The sequence below is a fragment of the Priestia sp. SRI_019 genome, from assembly GCF_057586255.1.
Map to the genome: position 1 here is coordinate 140357 of NZ_JBYCZN010000001.1, position 16939 is coordinate 157295.

The following is a 16939-nucleotide window of genomic DNA, read 5'->3' on the forward strand; positions in this document are numbered from 1 at the left end:
TGTAGCTTAATAATTAATTGATACAATTTTTCATGGAAACCCCTTCATCCAAGGAGCCAATGTGTAAGGCGAAAATAGCTTTAACCGTGCTATTTTCGCCGATTCTTTTTGACATTTTCTATCCATTCACATGTTACACCGCCTAAAATAACTAGGCGGTGTTTTTATTTTATGATGGACAAATCTTATCACCACATGAAAATAAAACGTTGAATTCAAGAGTACTTTTTGTCCTTAAAGCTTATTGTTTGCTAAAATAAAGGTAAGATAAGAAGAGAGCGAAATGGAGGAACATGAATGACACAAAAACTAGTATTAATTGACGGGAATAGTATTGCCTATCGTGCATTTTTTGCTTTGCCGCTTTTAAACAATGATAAAGGAATACATACAAATGCCATATATGGCTTTACTACAATGCTGACACGTATCTTAGAGGAAGAGAAGCCGACGCATTTACTTGTGGCATTTGATGCAGGGAAAACAACGTTTCGCCACAAAACATTTACAGAATACAAAGGAGGAAGACAAAAGACGCCTCCTGAACTTTCAGAGCAGTTTCCCTTTATTCGTGAGTTATTAGATGCATATGGGATTAAGCGCTATGAACTCCCTGATTATGAAGCGGATGATATTATCGGTACGCTTTCAAAACAAGCTGAACAAAAAGGAATGGCCGTAAAAGTCATTTCTGGGGATAAAGATTTACTTCAGCTTGTGTCAGAACATGTAACCGTAGATATTACGAGAAAAGGGATTACGGATGTCGATTCCTATACGCCTGCAGCCATTGATGAAAAGTATGGTATTACGGCTGCACAAATTATTGATATGAAAGGCCTTATGGGGGACAGCTCGGATAATATCCCAGGCGTGCCTGGAGTCGGCGAAAAAACAGCCTTAAAGCTATTAAAAGAGTTCGAAACGGTTGAAAATGTATTGAAATCTATCGGTCAAGTCAGCGGTAAAAAATTAAAAGAAAAGCTAGAAGATAATCGTGAATCAGCCATCATGAGTAAAAAGCTTGCAACAATTTATTGCGAAGCGCCTCTTGAAGTATCTGTAGAAGATGCAAAGTATGACGGGTTTGAATCTTCAAAGGTCATCTCATTATTTAAAGAGCTTGGGTTTAATTCTCTGCTTGCTAAATTTGGTGAATCAGCAGAAGAGGAAGCAGATTTTGAAGAACTGACGTTTGAAATAGCGCAGGAAGTTCACGATGATATGTTAACAAGCGAAGCAGCTCTTATTGTAGAAGGATACGAAGAAAACTATCATCACAATCAGCTGCTCGGTTTCGGAATCAGCAACAAAAATGGCCACTATTTTATTGATAAAGATACAGCTCTTTCATCTTCTAAATTTAAAGCATGGTTAGAAGATGAACATGTAAAAAAGACGGTGTTTAATGGAAAACGTACGATTGTATCGTTAAAATGGGCGGGGCATGAAATTAAAGGAATTGAACATGATGTAATGATTGCTTCTTACATCTTGAATCCTGCTGAGGCAAATGATGACCTAGCGACAATTGCAAAATTAAAAGGGTATCATCAAGTGCAATCAGATGAAGCTGTGTATGGAAAAGGAGCTAAGCGAAGCATTGCGGAAGCTGATCAGCTAGCTGAGCATGTTATAAGAAAAGCAGCCGCCGTCGCTTATTTAAAAGAAGTGTTAGAAAAAGAATTGGTTGAAAATGAACAGTTTGAGCTGTTTGAGAAGCTTGAAATGCCTCTTGCCATTGTCCTTGCTGATATGGAATATCAAGGGGTGAAAATTGACCGGGCGCGTTTAGATGAAATGGGCGAAGATCTTCGAGAACAGCTTGAAAAAATTGAAGCGAAAATCTACGAATACGCTGGACAAGAATTTAATATTAATTCGCCAAAGCAGCTAGGAGTTGTTCTTTTTGAAAAAATGCAGCTTCCAGTCATAAAGAAAACAAAAACAGGCTATTCCACATCAGCTGATGTATTAGAGCAATTAGCTAGTACCCATGATATTATCCCAGAGATTTTACAATACCGTCAGCTAGGAAAATTACAGTCTACGTATATTGAAGGATTAAAAAAGGTTATTCATGAAAGCGATGGAAAAGTTCATACCCGCTTTAATCAAACATTAACTCAAACGGGAAGATTAAGCTCAGTAGATCCTAACTTGCAAAACATCCCGATTCGTCTTGAAGAAGGTAAAAAAATAAGAGGTGCGTTTGTGCCTTCACAGCCTGATTGGTTAATATTTGCGGCGGATTATTCACAAATTGAGCTGCGCGTACTGGCTCATATTGCAGATGATGAAAAGCTAATCGATGCGTTTAAGCATGACTTAGATATCCATACGAAAACAGCGATGGATGTGTTCCACGTCGAAAGAGAAGAAGTAACGTCGAATATGCGCCGTCAGGCTAAAGCAGTTAACTTTGGAATCGTCTATGGCATCAGTGATTACGGTTTATCGCAAAGTTTAGGAATTACGAGAAAAGCAGCGGCTACTTTTATTGAACGCTATTTAAAAAGCTTCCCTGGTGTACAGGAGTATATGGATACGATTGTACGCGATGCAAAAGAAAAGGGATATGTAACAACGCTCTTGCACCGCCGACGTTACTTGCCTGAAATCACGAGCCGAAACTTTAACCTCCGCAGCTTTGCTGAGCGTACGGCGATGAATACGCCTATCCAAGGGACGGCAGCTGATATTATAAAAAAAGCAATGATTGAAATGGATAAGCGCTTAAAAGATGAAAATCTTCAGGCTAAGCTGCTGCTTCAAGTACACGATGAGCTGATTTTTGAAGCCCCAGAAGAAGAAATTAAAATTTTAGAGAAAATCGTACCAGAAGTAATGGAGAACGCTTTAGAGCTAGAAGTTCCGTTGAAAGTAGATTATTCTTACGGAAAGACTTGGTACGAAGCAAAGTAGTGGAAAAAGGATGTGACAAACGTGCCAGAATTACCAGAAGTTGAAACCGTCAGACGTACGTTAATTGAATTAGCCAGTGGAAAGACCATTGAGCGTGTAACAGTTAAATGGCCCAATATTATCAAACGTCCTGAACAAGTTGAACAGTTTTGTGACGCGCTTGTTGGACAAACTATTCGAGATGTTGAACGCAGAGGTAAGTTTTTGAAAATTGTGCTCGATGATTATACGATGGTTTCTCATTTACGTATGGAAGGTAAATATGCTCTCCATGAGAATGCAGAAGAACCAGATAAGCATGTACACGTCTTTTTTCACTTCACCGATGGAACAGAATTGCGATACCGGGATGTAAGGAAGTTTGGTACTATGCACTTATTTAAAAAGGGAGAGGAAGATCTGTTTCCTCCTCTTATTGGCCTTGGACCTGAACCGTTTGACGAAACATTTAATCCAAGTCAATTAAAAATGCGAATCGGCAAAACTTCTCGAAAAATCAAGCCGGTTTTACTCGATCAAAATGTCGTGGTTGGGCTTGGGAATATTTATGTAGATGAAGCACTGTTTCGCTCAGGGATTCATCCTGAACGAGTGGCCAGCCAACTAACAGACGAAGAGTATGGAAAATTGCACGAAGAAATTGTAGCGACTCTTCAAGAAGCTGTGAAGCAAGGAGGCAGCACAATTCGCACGTATGTAAACACACAGGGACAAATAGGCATGTTTCAGCAGCAGCTTTATGTGTACGGAAGAAAAGGCGAATCTTGTAAAACGTGCGGTACTCCAATTGAAAAATTTGTTGTAGGCGGTAGAGGAACACATATCTGCCCAAATTGTCAGCCGGCTAAAAAATAACAATGGATGGGCTCCTTTCATATACTACGTATAGACAGAAAGGAAAGGAGTCCTCTCATCATGATAACATTTTCTTTAGTTATTCTTGCTTTTGCCGTAAGTCTTGACAGCTTTAGCGTTGGCCTGACGTACGGACTTCGAAAGGTGAAAATCCCGCTGAAATCCATTTTTATTATTTCATGTTGCTCAGCATTTTCTTTAATGTTTTCTATGTTTTTAGGAAAAGTACTTACGCATCTATTTTCAGTGGATGTACTAAATAAAGTAGGCGGAGGTATTCTTGTTCTGCTTGGGATGTGGATTTTATACCAGTTTTTTTGTCCGGCAGATTCACCTCGAGTGAAAGAAGAAAAAACATTAGTGAAAATTGAAATTAAGTCAATTGGCCTAGTCATTAACGTATTGAAAAAGCCAATTGCAGCAGATTTAGATAATTCAGGTTCCATCAATGGTATTGAAGCATTTATACTTGGAATTGCATTATCTCTTGATGCATTTGGAGCGGGGTTTGGAGCGGCTTTATTAGGTTATTCGCCGTATGCTCTAGCAATTGCTGTAGCTCTTATGAGTTCTCTTTTTTTAAGTGCGGGCATACAGTTTGGCAAGGTTTTTTCACGTTTATCATGGATGAAAATGTTCTCATTTGTACCAGGAGTTCTGCTCATTATTTTAGGTATTTTTAGATTTTAAATAAAGAGATAAAGGAGAGGCCAATGTCAATTGTAATTGGATTAACAGGCGGAATTGCAAGCGGGAAAAGCACGGTAACCGGAATGCTACGAGATATCAGTATTCCAGTAATCGACGCTGATCACATTGCAAAAGCCGTCGTAGAACCAGGAAAAGAAGCATACAAACAAATTGTCGAGACGTTCGGCCGTGCTATTCTTCACGAAAATGCGGAGATCAATCGAGCGGCTTTAGGGGAAATTGTGTTTTATCAAGAGGAAGAACGTAAAAAATTGAATGCAATTGTACATCCTGCCGTAAGAAAAGAAATGCTTTCTCAAAAGGAAAGCTATATAGAGGAAGGTTACGAAGCCGTTGTATTAGATATTCCGCTACTGTTTGAAAGTGACTTGACACACTTAGTCGATAAAGTAGTGGTTATATATGTCGATGAGTCTGTGCAGTTAGAAAGGTTAAAATCGCGTAATAATCTCTCGACGGAGGATGCCTATGCGCGTATCCATGCACAGCTGCCTTTGATTCAAAAAGTAGCCTTAGCCGATGCGGTGATCAATAACAACGGTCCTGTAGAGGAAACAAAACAACAGCTTTTAAGTATATTAGCCCTATGGCTAGATTAAAGAGTGAATGATTGCATTCACTCTTTTTTTATTGGGAATATTTAAGGGCTTCTAAAAAAGAATGTGTTAAATATCTGTTCTCGCTATATACATATAGTAAAACTTAATTAAAATAATTTATTAAAAAAAATTAATATTATTCACTTTTTAAATATTTATGTTATACTATTAAATATAAAAAGTTAAATAGTATAACACATATAGAGAGGGGTATAGCCATGAAAGCACGTATTGCCATTAATGGTTTTGGGAGAATAGGAAGAATGGTGTTTCGCACAGCGATTATAGAGGAAAATTTAGATATTATTGCAATAAATGCATCTTATCCAGCAGAAACGTTAGCACATTTAATCAAATATGACTCTATACACGGACCATTTAATGGAGATGTCAAATGTGATGATGATGCGCTAATTGTTAACGGTAAAAGAATTCAGCTATTAAATTCACGTGATCCGCTGAATTTGCCTTGGAAAGAGCTTGGGATTGATTTAGTTGTTGAAGCAACGGGGAAATTTAATTCAAGAGAAAAAGCGCAGTTACATATTGAAGCAGGTGCGAAAAAAGTTGTGTTAACGGCACCGGGTAAACAGGAAGATATTACTATTGTGATGGGCGTAAACGAACGAGAGTTTGATGTGAATCAGCATAACATTATTTCTAATGCCTCTTGTACGACAAATTGTCTAGCTCCAGTTGTCAAGGTACTAGACGAAGCGTTCACAATTGAAAACGGTTTAATGACGACCGTTCATGCATATACAAATGATCAAAAGAATATCGATAATCCGCATAAAGATTTGCGAAGAGCCCGTGCATGTGCTCAATCAATTATTCCTACAACAACTGGCGCAGCCAAGGCACTTTCATTAGTTCTTCCTCATTTAAAAGGAAAGCTTCATGGAATGGCGCTTCGTGTACCAACGCCGAACGTATCGCTTGTTGATTTAGTTGTGGATGTAAGGAAACCTGTGACGATGGAAGATGTTAATTTAGCATTTATTAAAGCTGCTGAAGGACCATTAAAGAACATTTTAAATTTAACAATGGAACCACTCGTATCAATTGACTTTAATACAAATCCTCATTCAGCTATTGTAGATGGACTATCCACGATCGTAATGGAAGATCATAAAATTAAAGTGTTAGCTTGGTACGATAACGAGTGGGGCTACTCTCAGCGCGTAGTCGATTTGGTAAGATATATTGCTGCAGAAATGCGTAATGGATCAAAAATAAGAGTAAGCTAAGAAAGCTATTGATTGCTTTTAAAAAAACAGGGAGCTATCGCCCTGTTTTTTTTTGTTTTTATTCAAAAGAATAGGGAAAAGCAATAAGATAAGCATGCAAAGGGGTGTTTATTTTCCTCAATTTTAATAAAAAATTAATAGTCGTTTAGAAGCTTTTACACACTGTCTCACGAGAATACAGGGGTAATTTGTATAGGTCTATCTGCAAGAACAATCTTTAATAAAATCAAAACACGTATTGCAAAATAAATGTAAACAAAGTATACTATGTTTCGTGAACTTCTTGTGTACCTTTCGGTGATGTGGCTACTTAAAGGGTTAGGACCTCTTTGGACTAACTTTCCCCCGTGGTAGTTAACATGCTATATGGCGAAAGAACTTCATGTTTAACGATTAAAAATTGTTAAAGGGGGAAATATCATTATGGAAACAATGGGTCGTCATGTCATCTCAGAATTATGGGGATGCGATTTCGATAAGTTAAATGATATTGATTATATTGAAAAAACGTTTGTTGATGCAGCTTTAAAATCTGGTGCGGAAGTTCGCGAAGTAGCGTTCCATAAATTTGCACCTCAAGGTGTAAGTGGCGTTGTTATTATTTCAGAATCACATTTAACGATTCACAGCTTCCCAGAGCATGGTTATGCAAGTATCGATGTTTATACTTGTGGTCATTTAGATCCTACAATCGCAGCAGATTATATTGCAGATGCTCTAAGTGCACAGACACGTGAAACAATTGAATTGCCACGTGGAATGGGTCCTGTTCAGGTAAAACAAACTAAAGCGAATGCACTTTAATAGTGTCGATTGATTACGTAAGTTAAGAGGTGTATTACACACCTCTTTTTAGTATATAAAATTTTAATACGCAAAAACAAAGGGGATAACAACATGGGGGTAGTACAAGCAGTTAAATCTTTATTTTCTAATCATGTAGAAACAAGCGATCACCATTCAGATCCGACTCTAAAAACGCATTATTATAAAACAACGGCTGGGAATGCATTTAAGCAAGTTCATGAAATGTTGAAGCACATGCAAGGGATAGAGATACTTGCTGCATATGAAGAGCGAGGAGAAATTAGCTTAAACGTTGTAAAAGGAAGAAAAGCTTTTGTTGTGATTACCATTATTAACGTACGTCCTCTTGAAACCGCTATCGATTTTTCTGCTACAACAGAATCAAAAGTGGTGCCGGTTGATTTTGGTTTTAGTAAAGAACTTGTACGTACGCTTTATAAGAGCTTTGATCAAAAACTTATTCCTCTTTCTTCGTAAGTTCCTTATCATTTTTGAATTTCAGGAAATAAAATGGGGAAATTCCTTTTCCTTTACTTGTATTCAAGCCTTGTTTTCTATAAGATGGAATAAAGCAAATCCTTTAATACAGCATCGTGTTTGTTAAAGGAAATGATGATAAAAATCATAATAAATGGCGAATAGCCGGCTAACATAGATGGAAATTAACTTATATAAGAGAAAATAAAAAGAAAAACAAGGTTTATTATTGGAGCTGAGAATATGAAGTGCCCATCCTGTCATTACAATGGAACGAGAGTGCTGGACTCGCGCCCTGTAGAAGAAGGCCGCTCTATTCGTAGAAGACGTGAATGCGAAGAGTGTCACTATCGTTTTACAACTTTTGAGAAAGTAGAAGAACTTCCGTTAATTGTTGTAAAAAAAGATGGAGCGAGAGAAGAGTTCAGCAAAGACAAAATCCTTCGAGGGTTAATTAAGGCGTGTGAAAAACGCCAAGTAAGCTTAAAACAATTAGAAGATACCGTATACGATATTGAAACAGAGCTGCGCAGTCAGGGTACATCAGAGGTGCAGTCAGATGTGGTAGGAGAAATGGTGATGGAGCGATTAGCTGCTATCGATGAAGTCTCTTATGTTCGATTTGCTTCTGTATACCGACAATTTAAAGACATCAATGTATTTATTGATGAATTAAAAGATTTAATTAAGAAGGAACGACTGTAAAAGAGCTATTGAAGTATTCTTTAGGCTCTTTTTTTGTCATTTCTATTACTTTAAAAGTAGGTAGGGAACGACATGAAAGAACAACATTGGAAAGAAATGATACCCGTCGATCGTTATGTTGTTCGTTCGAACGGCATACTGCAGGAATACGACCGAAAGATTTTAACCATGCTCTATCAGCCGTTGGTGGGTACGACGTGCTTTGGTCTGTATATGACGCTATGGAGCGAGCTGGAACAAGACCGTTTATGGGGGAAAGAGTCTACGCATCATCATCTAATGTCAATGATGCAAATTAATTTGAAAGCTATTTACCATGAGCGGTTAAAATTAGAAGGCATTGGTTTGTTAAAAACATATATTAAGGAAGAAGATGATGTTCGTGTGTTCATTTATGAGCTCATTCCTCCTCTTATGCCCCATCAGTTTTTTAACGATGGTGTGTTAAATGTATATTTATATAACCGACTTGGAAAATCCATCTTTCAAAAAGTGAAAAATTATTTTTCGGATTCACTCGTCGATGACCAATCGTTCAAAGATGTCACGCATTCATTTAACGATGTATTTAAATCAGTTAAAGCAACAGAGCTGGCTCCGAGTTTTCAGTCTGAAAGCAAGGATGTATTTTCTCCTGATGATCAAACGGACTTTGTGGATTCCTCCAAACGCGCTTCTATTGAGATGAGCCCGGACTCCTTTGATTTTGATTTATTTTTAGCAGGTCTAACAGATTCAATGATTTCGAAAAGGTCCATTACATCTAAAGTAAAACAAGCGATTGAAAAGCTAGCTTTTTTATATGGTATCGATCCTCTTCAAATGAAAAATGTGGTGCTCGATTCACTAAATGAGAACGATCAAGTTGATATTGAATTACTTAGAAAAGCAGCACAGTCCTTTTACCAATTTGAAAATGGAGAAGCACTTCCAAACCTAAGCGAACAAATTCAGCCGCCCATGCTTCGTACTATGCAGGAAAAGCAGCCGCAGACGAAAGAAGAGCAGCTTATTCAACAGCTTGAAGTGACTTCTCCTCGACAGCTTTTGATCGAGTTTTCCGGGGGAGCAGAGCCTTCAAAAGCGGATTTGCAAATGATTGAAGAAGTGATGTTTAACCAAAAACTTTCACCAGGGGTAGTAAATGTTCTGATTTACTATGTTATGCTAAGATCCGATATGAAATTGTCTAAGAGCTATGTAGAGAAAATTGCTGGACACTGGGCGCGCAAAAAGGTCCAAACTGTTCAAGATGCCATGAATTTAGCTAAAAATGAACAGAAAGAATATCAGAACTGGACCGAAGCAAAGCAAAATAAAAAAACGGCTGGACGAAAGATTGTGCGTAAAGAAATGGTGCCAGAGTGGCTGAGCGATGAAGAAAAAGAAGAGAAAAAGCAGCCTTCAAAAGAAGTGGACGGATTTGAAGAAGAAAAACGAAAGCTACAAGAAGAGCTCAAGCAGTTAGATCAAGAGCTAAAACAAAAGCATAAAGAATAAAAAGCAGGTATGATAGAGACGAGGTGAAAAAGATGAAGCCTATCAATGATTCACTAAATCAGTTAGTGAACAAAAAAGATTTTAAAGCACGCTTAGAAGCATTAAGAAACAGTATCCTGTCTGATCCTGAAGTTAAAACATTTTTGCAAGAGCATCGCCATGAGTTAGATGAGCAAATGGTCGACCGAGGTCTGATGAAGATGCATGAATTTATCGACCAAAGCAAATGCTGTGACAAGTGTCCTTCTCTGCAAAGCTGTGTCAACATGGTGAAGGGATACCACCCTCAGCTGGTTGTAAAAGGCCGTAATATTGATTTACAGTATGAACGCTGTCCTAGAAAAGTACAAGAAGATGAGCGAAAAGAACAAGAATCTTTTATTCAGTGTATGTACGTGCCGAAAGAAATTTTACAGGCAACAATGTCTGATATCGAAATTGAGCAGGGAAGATTTGAAGCCATTAAACTAGTAAGAGATTTTGTGCGAGAATATGAGCCAAATAAGAAAATGAAAGCTTTATATTTACACGGTTCGTTTGGTGTGGGGAAAACGTATTTTCTTGGAGCAATTGCCAATGCGTTAGCCGAAAAGAAAGTGAAATCTACCATTCTGTATGTTCCGGAGTTTTTGCGTGAGTTAAAAGGTTCGTTTCAAGATCAAAGCTTCAATGAGAAAATAGAGTATGTCAAAAAAGTACCGGTTCTTATGCTTGATGATCTCGGAGCAGAATCCGTAACGAGCTGGATGCGAGACGATGTGCTCGGAACCATTTTACAATTCCGCATGCTCGAAAATTTGCCGACATTTTTCAGCTCGAATTTAAATTTTAAAGAGCTTCAACATCATTTGACTTATACCCAAAGAGGCGAGCAGGAAGAGCTCAAAGCCGCTCGTGTCATGGAACGAATTAAGTCTCTAGCCATTCCTGTTGAAATGAATGGAGAGAATAAACGAAATAGATGAGCAGGTCGTTTTACATTTCTTGTAACGACTTGCTCATTTTTTTGCATGTTGCCCCATATACATTAATAAAGCGTGTCCAAAGGGGGGCTATGAGGAATGAAAATATTCTTTAAATATGTAGAAGACGCAGTCGTTGTATATGAGTCTTTATGCGCGAAGCGAAGCGCTTTATCATATGGTTCACAGTGCTTGAAGCTAGTGAATAATCAGCTTTTAGTCATTGATGAGACATACCATAGAGAGGCCATTTTACAAGACATGGTGATACCGGTATTAACCCACGTAATTTTAAAAAAGAAAGAAAAAAAGATGATGGTAAACATATTAAAAGAACAATTTTTCTATTCAGAAGAGGAAGAGCAAGATTTGCTGCTTCAAATTATGGGGGGGATTATGGAAGGAGAGAGAGGCGAAATTCCGCAAAAAACATTTTCTCTTCCAAGAGAATTACTTATCCGCCAGGCTCTTCAAGACTTCTTCATTCATAATGTAACATTCACCTTTGAGTCTTTTCTCCAATTCCGTTTAAAAGAATATCAAGAGCGGCTGCGCTATTATGCCGAGCTGGCGATTGATGAATATAAGCTTGAACAAGACTATCAAATTCTTATTCATCAGCTGCGTCAAGCAGCTAATGAAAGACAGTCATCTACAGGTGATGTGTACGTAATGCACTTGAATAAAAACAGGTTTGTGTTGTACGACAATAGTAGGTATGTTCCTGAACGTGAATGTGCAGCTCTAGCAGAGGCCTTTTTATCTGAACAAGAATCATTATACATAGACTCAACTATTATCGCGCCTTTGCTAAGTTTATCTCCAGCTGCTATTCATCTGTATAGCGACCAGCATGATCATGATTTTGTTTATACCATTCAAAATATTTTTCAAGAAAAAGTTATGTTATACGAAAAAAATGAATTTCCGTTTGATCAAAAGCAAAATATAACGTGAAAGGTTGATTTCTATTTTGAAAATGAATATAATAAATGCATATTGAAAAACAGCTATATGTCACAAGTTATGATGAGGACATGAGTGTATATTTACGGTTTATAGAGAGGGAGATCTAGGCTGAAAATCTCCTAACACGGAATATATTCTTACCACCTCTAAACTTCAGTAGTAAACGAGCAGTGTCTCTAGTAATTACTGACGGAATTTCCGTTATAAAACCTCGAGCCGCTTCGGGTTCTTTGGGTTATCCAAGATACGAAGAGGAAACAAGGGTGGTACCGCGTGTATACACAACTCGTCCCTTTTGATAAGGGACGAGTTTTTTGTTTTTACAAAAAGTTTATTAGTTATGTTAAAGGAGTGGAAAGTTGTGTCAGAAGTAATCAAAATGACATTTCCTGATGGAGCTGTGAAAGAGTATCCAAAAGGATCATCAACAGAAGATATTGCGGCTTCTATTAGCCCGGGATTAAAGAAAAAAGCATTAGCAGGTAAAGTAAACGGCGAGCTGCTGGATTTACGTACGTCAATCGAACAAGATGGCAGTCTTGAAATCATTACGCAAGATGCTCCTGAAGCGCTTGAAATTATGCGTCACAGTACAGCGCATTTAATGGCTCAAGCAATCAAACGTTTATACAAAGATACAAAAGTACAGCTAGGTGTAGGGCCGGTTATCGAAAACGGTTTTTACTATGACATCGATATGGAAGAATCAATTACTCCTGAAGATTTAGGTAAAATTGAAAAAGAAATGAAAAAAATCGTTAATTCAAATATTGAAATTGAACGAAAAGAAGTTTCTCGTGAAGAAGCCATTCAACTTTTTAAAGAAGTTGGCGATGAACTAAAGCTTGAATTGATCGATGCGATTCCAGCAGGTGAAAAGGTTACGATTTACCAACAGGGCGAATTCTTTGACCTTTGCCGAGGCGTGCACGTACCGTCAACAGGTAAAATTAAAGAATTTAAACTATTAAGCGTGGCGGGTGCTTATTGGCGCGGAGACAGCGATAATCAAATGCTGCAGCGTATTTATGGTACAGCATTCTTTACAAAAGCAGATTTAGACGAGCATCTTCGTCTTCTTGAAGAAGCAAAAGAACGTGACCACCGTAAACTTGGTAAAGAGTTAAACTTATTTACAAATTCTCAAAAAGTAGGACAAGGTCTGCCTTTATGGCTTCCAAAAGGTGCGACGATCCGCCGTATTATCGAGCGTTATATCGTAGATAAAGAAGTAAGCCTTGGTTATCAGCACGTTTATACTCCAGTGCTTGGAAGTGTAGAACTTTACAAAACGTCTGGTCACTGGGAGCACTACCAAGATGACATGTTCCCTGCAATGGAAATGGATAACGAAGACCTTGTTCTTCGTCCAATGAACTGTCCTCATCACATGATGGTTTACAAACAAGGTATTCACAGCTATCGTGAGCTTCCAATTCGTATTGCTGAGCTTGGAACGATGCACCGCTATGAAATGTCAGGAGCATTATCAGGACTTCAGCGTGTTCGAGGCATGACGCTGAATGATGCGCATATCTTTGTACGTCCGGATCAAATCAAAGAAGAATTTATTCGTGTAGTTCGCTTAGTTGAAGCGGTTTATAAAGATTTTGGATTTGAAAATTATTCATTCCGTCTATCTTACCGTGACCCTGAAGATACAGAAAAATACTTTGATGATGATGCAATGTGGGAAAAAGCACAAAGTATGTTAAAAGACGCAATGGATGAGCTTGATCTTGATTATTATGAAGCTGAAGGCGAAGCGGCATTCTACGGTCCAAAACTAGACGTTCAAGTTAAAACGGCTCTTGGTAAAGAAGAAACGCTATCTACGGTTCAACTGGATTTCTTACTTCCTGAACGCTTTGACTTAACGTATGTAGGGGAAGACGGAAAACAACATCGACCGGTTGTTATTCACCGCGGTGTGGTGTCAACAATGGAACGTTTTGTAGCTTTCTTAATCGAAGAATACAAAGGAGCTTTCCCAACGTGGTTAGCACCTGTACAAGTTCAAGTGATTCCGGTATCAACTACGGTTCACCTTGAGTATGCAAAAGAAGTGCAAGAACAGCTTCAGCTTGCGGGTATTCGCGTGGAACTTGATTCTCGCGATGAGAAAATTGGCTATAAAATCCGTGAGGCTCAAATGCAAAAAATTCCTTATATGCTTGTTGTAGGGGATAAAGAAGTAGAGGATAAAGCAGTAAACGTACGTAAATATGGTGAGCAGAATTCAGAAACAGTGGATTTCCAAGCCTTTTTACAAAATGTAAAAGCAGAAGCATCTCGTTAATGAAGAAAGCAGAGAATTGAAATTCTCTGCTTTTTTATCTAACATTTATAAAAAACTGTTGCATAAATGTTTTTCCTTTGATACAATAACTTTTGTTGTTAAAAAAAGAACGAAATCATTGACTTTTGTCTTTGTTGATACTATAATAGCTTAAGTAATTGAATACTTGTTTATACAGAAGAAGAAGCACCCGCTTCTCACCTGAGTGACGCATAGAGCAGTTAGCAGGTACATCGTATCTTAATTAAAACGATAGAAGTGTGGGTGCAGTATGTACTCACACTTTTTTGTGTGAGTTAATAATCGGTCTAAGCAAGCGTATTCGCTCATTAAACCTTGGAGGTGGCTACTTATTAGCAAGGACATGATGGTAAACGAGGGCATTCGAGCTCGCGAAGTTCGTCTAATTGATCAAAACGGTGAACAATTAGGAATTAAATCAAAAAATGAAGCATTAGAAATTGCTTCACGAGTAAATCTTGACTTAGTAATGGTTGCTGCAAATGCGAAACCGCCGGTATGTCGTATTATGGACTACGGTAAATTCCGCTATGAGCAACAACGTAAAGAAAGAGAAGCTCGTAAAAACCAAAAAGTTGTAAACTTAAAAGAAGTTCGTTTAAGTCCAACAATTGATGAACATGATTTTAACACTAAACTTCGTAACGCACGCAAGTTCCTTGAAAAAGGTGACAAAGTGAAAGCGTCTATTCGCTTTAAAGGTCGTGCCATTACTCATAAAGGGATTGGCCAAAAAGTACTTGAACGTTTTTCACAAGCTTGCGAAGATGTAAGTTCAGTTGAATCGGCTCCTAAAATGGAAGGCCGCAGCATGTTCTTAGTCTTGGCACCTAAAAACGAGAAGTAATAGAACGAGGAGGAACACCCCATGCCAAAAATGAAAACACATCGTGGCGCTGCAAAGCGTTTCAAAAAGACTGGAAGCGGTAAATTAAAACGTGCTCGTGCTTACACAAGCCATTTATTCGCTAACAAATCTACAAAACAAAAGCGTAAATTACGTAAAGGTTCTTTAGTAAGCAAAGGTGACTTCAAACGTATCCGTCACTTATTAGATAACATTAAGTAATTTGGGTTGAGATAGAAACAATACAGGAGGTAAACAATTATGCCACGCGTAAAAGGCGGTACAGTAACACGCAAACGTCGTAAAAAAGTTTTAAAATTAGCTAAAGGTTTCTTCGGTTCGAAGCATAGATTATATAAAGTTGCTAATCAGCAAGTTATGAAATCTCACATGTATGCTTATCGTGACCGTCGTCAGAAAAAACGTGATTTCCGTAAATTATGGATCACACGTATTAATGCAGCTGCTCGTATGAACGGTCTTTCTTACAGCCGTTTAATGCACGGTTTAAAATTAGCAGGTATTGAAGTTAACCGCAAAATGCTTGCTGACTTAGCTGTAGCTGATGAAAAAGCATTTGCTGAATTAGCAACTGCTGCTAAAAAAGGCTTAGATAAGTAATGAATATAAAGTCTCGTCATCTTTAGATGATGAGGCTTTTTTGCTATCGGAGGACATATCATGAATGAACTGCTGCTTACCTATTTTATTGTTATTAATATCGTAGGGGTAGGAATGATGTATAGAGACAAACAAAAAGCGAAAAGACATGAGTGGAGAATTGCCGAAAGCACACTGTGGACGGTAGCTGTTGTCGGAGGAGCCATCGGAGGACTGATTGGTATGTATTGCTATCGTCATAAAACGAAGCACACATCGTTTAAAGTAGGTTTTCCTATTCTTGCTGCTCTTGACTTACTTTTCTTTTTTGTTATCAGCTGAGCACAAATGATTTTGTGCTCAGTGTAAAAATTCTCGAACGGGGCTTTTCCAGCGAATAGGAGCATTTGGATACATGTCGTGTACGTGGCTTTCCAGCAGCTTGAAATCTTGTTTTTGCAGTTCATGTAATCGAGATGGATCTGTTAACACCATTGTAATTGACAAAGATTCTGGTTCATTGGGATTGCTGTATTTTTCTCCTTCAAATAAAATACCTTTATACGTTAGTAGAAAATTTTTGCGGATATTCGTTTTTTCGTCAACAACAAAAAATTGCTGATGTTCCTGAGCTGCTACAAGCTTCCGCTTTGGACTGCGAAAATGCTGAACCAGCTTTAATAGTGTGTAAGCAACAAGCGCGAAAATGAACACGCGAACGATAACAATAACAAACATAACGCTCCCTCCTTTACAAGGCACAGTTTTCTTACTTTACGTTCGAGTTTCTAAAAAGTTTCATGATTTTTGATATAATTTCTTTATTGGTTTAAAAAGAAGAAGATATACATAATTACAGGAGTGATTACATTGAATTTACAACAGCTATTTACCATGCAGCGCCAGCTGGATCAGCATATAGAGGACAAGCATGAGCTTCATAAGGAAAACTTGGTTCCGAGAAAGCTTTTAGCACTGCTTGTCGAAATCGGAGAGCTGGCAAACGAAACGCGCTGCTTCAAATTTTGGAGCGTCAAACCTCCGGCTGAAGACGCTGTTATTTTAGAAGAATTTGTGGACGGCGTACATTTTATCCTTTCTTTAGGGATTGAAAAAGGATACGCTGATTTAACTGAGTTACCAAATGCAAAAGCAAGCGATTCAAAAACAGCACAATTTTTACAGGTATTTGCACAAGTTGCTGCTTTCGAGCAGGATCAGTCGAAAGAAAACTATGTGGACATGTTTGTATCTTACATGACGCTTGGCGATATGTTTGGTTTTTCCGCTGAACATATTGAAGAAGCGTACGTCTCAAAAAATGAAGTGAATTTTAAGCGCCAAGAACAAGGATACTAGAAATAAAGGGATGGGAAATTTTACTTCAACCTCTTTTTAGCTATAATAGAGGT

The 16939-nt window shown here is 38.0% G+C and carries 18 protein-coding genes and 2 other annotated features; of the genes, 17 read left to right on the top strand and 1 reads right to left on the bottom strand.

The window, feature by feature from the left end; translation table 11 throughout:
- The first annotated feature begins 297 nt into the window (after positions 1–297).
- The 16 genes from polA (at position 298) to AC2YJL_RS00770 (ending at position 15869) form a co-directional block, all read left to right on the top strand.
- Positions 298–2925: a DNA polymerase I gene (gene polA, locus AC2YJL_RS00695; RefSeq protein ID WP_251568882.1), complete on the top strand. Its 2628-nt coding sequence runs from the start codon at positions 298–300 to the stop codon at positions 2923–2925.
- 21 nt (positions 2926–2946) lie between these two features.
- Positions 2947–3780, top strand: coding sequence for a DNA-formamidopyrimidine glycosylase (mutM, locus tag AC2YJL_RS00700; protein WP_251568880.1), 834 nt, complete (start codon positions 2947–2949; stop codon positions 3778–3780).
- Between the two features lie 60 nt (positions 3781–3840).
- Positions 3841–4470 (top strand): sporulation membrane protein YtaF, encoded by a 630-nt coding sequence (ytaF, locus tag AC2YJL_RS00705; RefSeq protein ID WP_195695824.1) that lies wholly within the window; start codon positions 3841–3843, stop codon positions 4468–4470.
- 23 nt (positions 4471–4493) lie between these two features.
- Positions 4494–5090, top strand: coding sequence for a dephospho-CoA kinase (gene coaE / locus AC2YJL_RS00710; RefSeq protein WP_251568878.1), 597 nt, complete (start codon positions 4494–4496; stop codon positions 5088–5090).
- Positions 5091–5308: 218 nt separating this feature from the next.
- Positions 5309–6340 (top strand): glyceraldehyde-3-phosphate dehydrogenase, encoded by a 1032-nt coding sequence (locus AC2YJL_RS00715; protein ID WP_013059435.1) that lies wholly within the window; start codon positions 5309–5311, stop codon positions 6338–6340.
- 423 nt (positions 6341–6763) lie between these two features.
- Positions 6764–7144, top strand: a complete 381-nt coding sequence (gene speD, locus AC2YJL_RS00720; protein WP_013059434.1) for an adenosylmethionine decarboxylase — start codon at positions 6764–6766, stop codon at positions 7142–7144.
- 93 nt (positions 7145–7237) lie between these two features.
- A complete protein-coding gene (locus AC2YJL_RS00725) occupies positions 7238–7624 on the top strand; it encodes a hypothetical protein (RefSeq protein ID WP_013085185.1) in 387 nt (128 codons plus the stop codon).
- A gap of 243 nt (positions 7625–7867) precedes the next feature.
- On the top strand, positions 7868–8329 hold the full coding sequence (gene nrdR / locus AC2YJL_RS00730; RefSeq protein WP_251568876.1) for a transcriptional regulator NrdR: 462 nt from the start codon (positions 7868–7870) through the stop codon (positions 8327–8329).
- Positions 8330–8401: 72 nt separating this feature from the next.
- On the top strand, positions 8402–9829 hold the full coding sequence (locus AC2YJL_RS00735; protein WP_251568874.1) for a replication initiation and membrane attachment family protein: 1428 nt from the start codon (positions 8402–8404) through the stop codon (positions 9827–9829).
- 32 nt (positions 9830–9861) lie between these two features.
- The gene (gene dnaI / locus AC2YJL_RS00740) at positions 9862–10794 is read left to right on the top strand and encodes a primosomal protein DnaI (RefSeq protein ID WP_195695826.1); all 933 of its coding nucleotides are present in this window, start codon (positions 9862–9864) and stop codon (positions 10792–10794) included.
- 96 nt (positions 10795–10890) lie between these two features.
- A complete protein-coding gene (gene ytxC, locus AC2YJL_RS00745) occupies positions 10891–11748 on the top strand; it encodes a sporulation protein YtxC (protein ID WP_195695827.1) in 858 nt (285 codons plus the stop codon).
- Positions 11749–11808: 60 nt separating this feature from the next.
- Positions 11809–12057, top strand: a binding site (T-box leader).
- Between the two features lie 43 nt (positions 12058–12100).
- Positions 12101–14059 carry a threonine--tRNA ligase gene (gene thrS / locus AC2YJL_RS00750; protein ID WP_372586386.1) on the top strand — a complete coding sequence of 653 codons (1959 nt, stop codon included), beginning with the start codon at positions 12101–12103 and terminating at the stop codon, positions 14057–14059.
- A 172-nt stretch (positions 14060–14231) separates the two neighbouring features.
- Positions 14232–14354: a sequence feature (ribosomal protein L20 leader region), on the top strand.
- A 69-nt stretch (positions 14355–14423) separates the two neighbouring features.
- Positions 14424–14927 (top strand): translation initiation factor IF-3, encoded by a 504-nt coding sequence (gene infC, locus AC2YJL_RS00755; protein WP_013059427.1) that lies wholly within the window; start codon positions 14424–14426, stop codon positions 14925–14927.
- A 21-nt stretch (positions 14928–14948) separates the two neighbouring features.
- Positions 14949–15149: a 50S ribosomal protein L35 gene (gene rpmI / locus AC2YJL_RS00760; RefSeq protein WP_013059426.1), complete on the top strand. Its 201-nt coding sequence runs from the start codon at positions 14949–14951 to the stop codon at positions 15147–15149.
- Between the two features lie 39 nt (positions 15150–15188).
- Positions 15189–15548 (top strand): 50S ribosomal protein L20, encoded by a 360-nt coding sequence (gene rplT, locus AC2YJL_RS00765; protein WP_013059425.1) that lies wholly within the window; start codon positions 15189–15191, stop codon positions 15546–15548.
- Between the two features lie 60 nt (positions 15549–15608).
- Positions 15609–15869: a DUF1294 domain-containing protein gene (locus AC2YJL_RS00770; RefSeq protein WP_195695829.1), complete on the top strand. Its 261-nt coding sequence runs from the start codon at positions 15609–15611 to the stop codon at positions 15867–15869.
- An 18-nt stretch (positions 15870–15887) separates the two neighbouring features.
- On the opposite strand, the gene AC2YJL_RS00775 is transcribed toward AC2YJL_RS00770, so the two are convergent.
- Positions 15888–16265 (bottom strand): hypothetical protein, encoded by a 378-nt coding sequence (locus AC2YJL_RS00775; RefSeq protein ID WP_016765696.1) that lies wholly within the window; start codon positions 16263–16265, stop codon positions 15888–15890.
- Between the two features lie 132 nt (positions 16266–16397).
- Between AC2YJL_RS00775 and AC2YJL_RS00780 the strand changes: the two genes are divergently transcribed.
- A complete protein-coding gene (locus AC2YJL_RS00780) occupies positions 16398–16886 on the top strand; it encodes a dUTP diphosphatase (protein WP_230933668.1) in 489 nt (162 codons plus the stop codon).
- Positions 16887–16939 lie beyond the last annotated feature (53 nt).

What these genes read in the sequence shown, in the direction of transcription:
- polA (WP_251568882.1), top strand. Translation starts at nt 298, where the DNA reads ATGACACAAAAACTAGTATTAATTGACGGGAATAGTATTGCCTATCGT.
- ytaF (WP_195695824.1), top strand. Translation starts at nt 3,841, where the DNA reads ATGATAACATTTTCTTTAGTTATTCTTGCTTTTGCCGTAAGTCTTGAC.
- coaE (WP_251568878.1), top strand. Translation starts at nt 4,494, where the DNA reads ATGTCAATTGTAATTGGATTAACAGGCGGAATTGCAAGCGGGAAAAGC.
- AC2YJL_RS00715 (WP_013059435.1), top strand. Translation starts at nt 5,309, where the DNA reads ATGAAAGCACGTATTGCCATTAATGGTTTTGGGAGAATAGGAAGAATG.
- speD (WP_013059434.1), top strand. Translation starts at nt 6,764, where the DNA reads ATGGAAACAATGGGTCGTCATGTCATCTCAGAATTATGGGGATGCGAT.
- AC2YJL_RS00725 (WP_013085185.1), top strand. Translation starts at nt 7,238, where the DNA reads ATGGGGGTAGTACAAGCAGTTAAATCTTTATTTTCTAATCATGTAGAA.
- nrdR (WP_251568876.1), top strand. Translation starts at nt 7,868, where the DNA reads ATGAAGTGCCCATCCTGTCATTACAATGGAACGAGAGTGCTGGACTCG.
- AC2YJL_RS00735 (WP_251568874.1), top strand. Translation starts at nt 8,402, where the DNA reads ATGAAAGAACAACATTGGAAAGAAATGATACCCGTCGATCGTTATGTT.
- dnaI (WP_195695826.1), top strand. Translation starts at nt 9,862, where the DNA reads ATGAAGCCTATCAATGATTCACTAAATCAGTTAGTGAACAAAAAAGAT.
- ytxC (WP_195695827.1), top strand. Translation starts at nt 10,891, where the DNA reads ATGAAAATATTCTTTAAATATGTAGAAGACGCAGTCGTTGTATATGAG.
- thrS (WP_372586386.1), top strand. Translation starts at nt 12,101, where the DNA reads ATGTTAAAGGAGTGGAAAGTTGTGTCAGAAGTAATCAAAATGACATTT.
- infC (WP_013059427.1), top strand. Translation starts at nt 14,424, where the DNA reads ATGATGGTAAACGAGGGCATTCGAGCTCGCGAAGTTCGTCTAATTGAT.
- rpmI (WP_013059426.1), top strand. Translation starts at nt 14,949, where the DNA reads ATGCCAAAAATGAAAACACATCGTGGCGCTGCAAAGCGTTTCAAAAAG.
- rplT (WP_013059425.1), top strand. Translation starts at nt 15,189, where the DNA reads ATGCCACGCGTAAAAGGCGGTACAGTAACACGCAAACGTCGTAAAAAA.
- AC2YJL_RS00770 (WP_195695829.1), top strand. Translation starts at nt 15,609, where the DNA reads ATGAATGAACTGCTGCTTACCTATTTTATTGTTATTAATATCGTAGGG.
- AC2YJL_RS00775 (WP_016765696.1), bottom strand. Translation starts at nt 16,265, where the DNA reads ATGTTTGTTATTGTTATCGTTCGCGTGTTCATTTTCGCGCTTGTTGCT.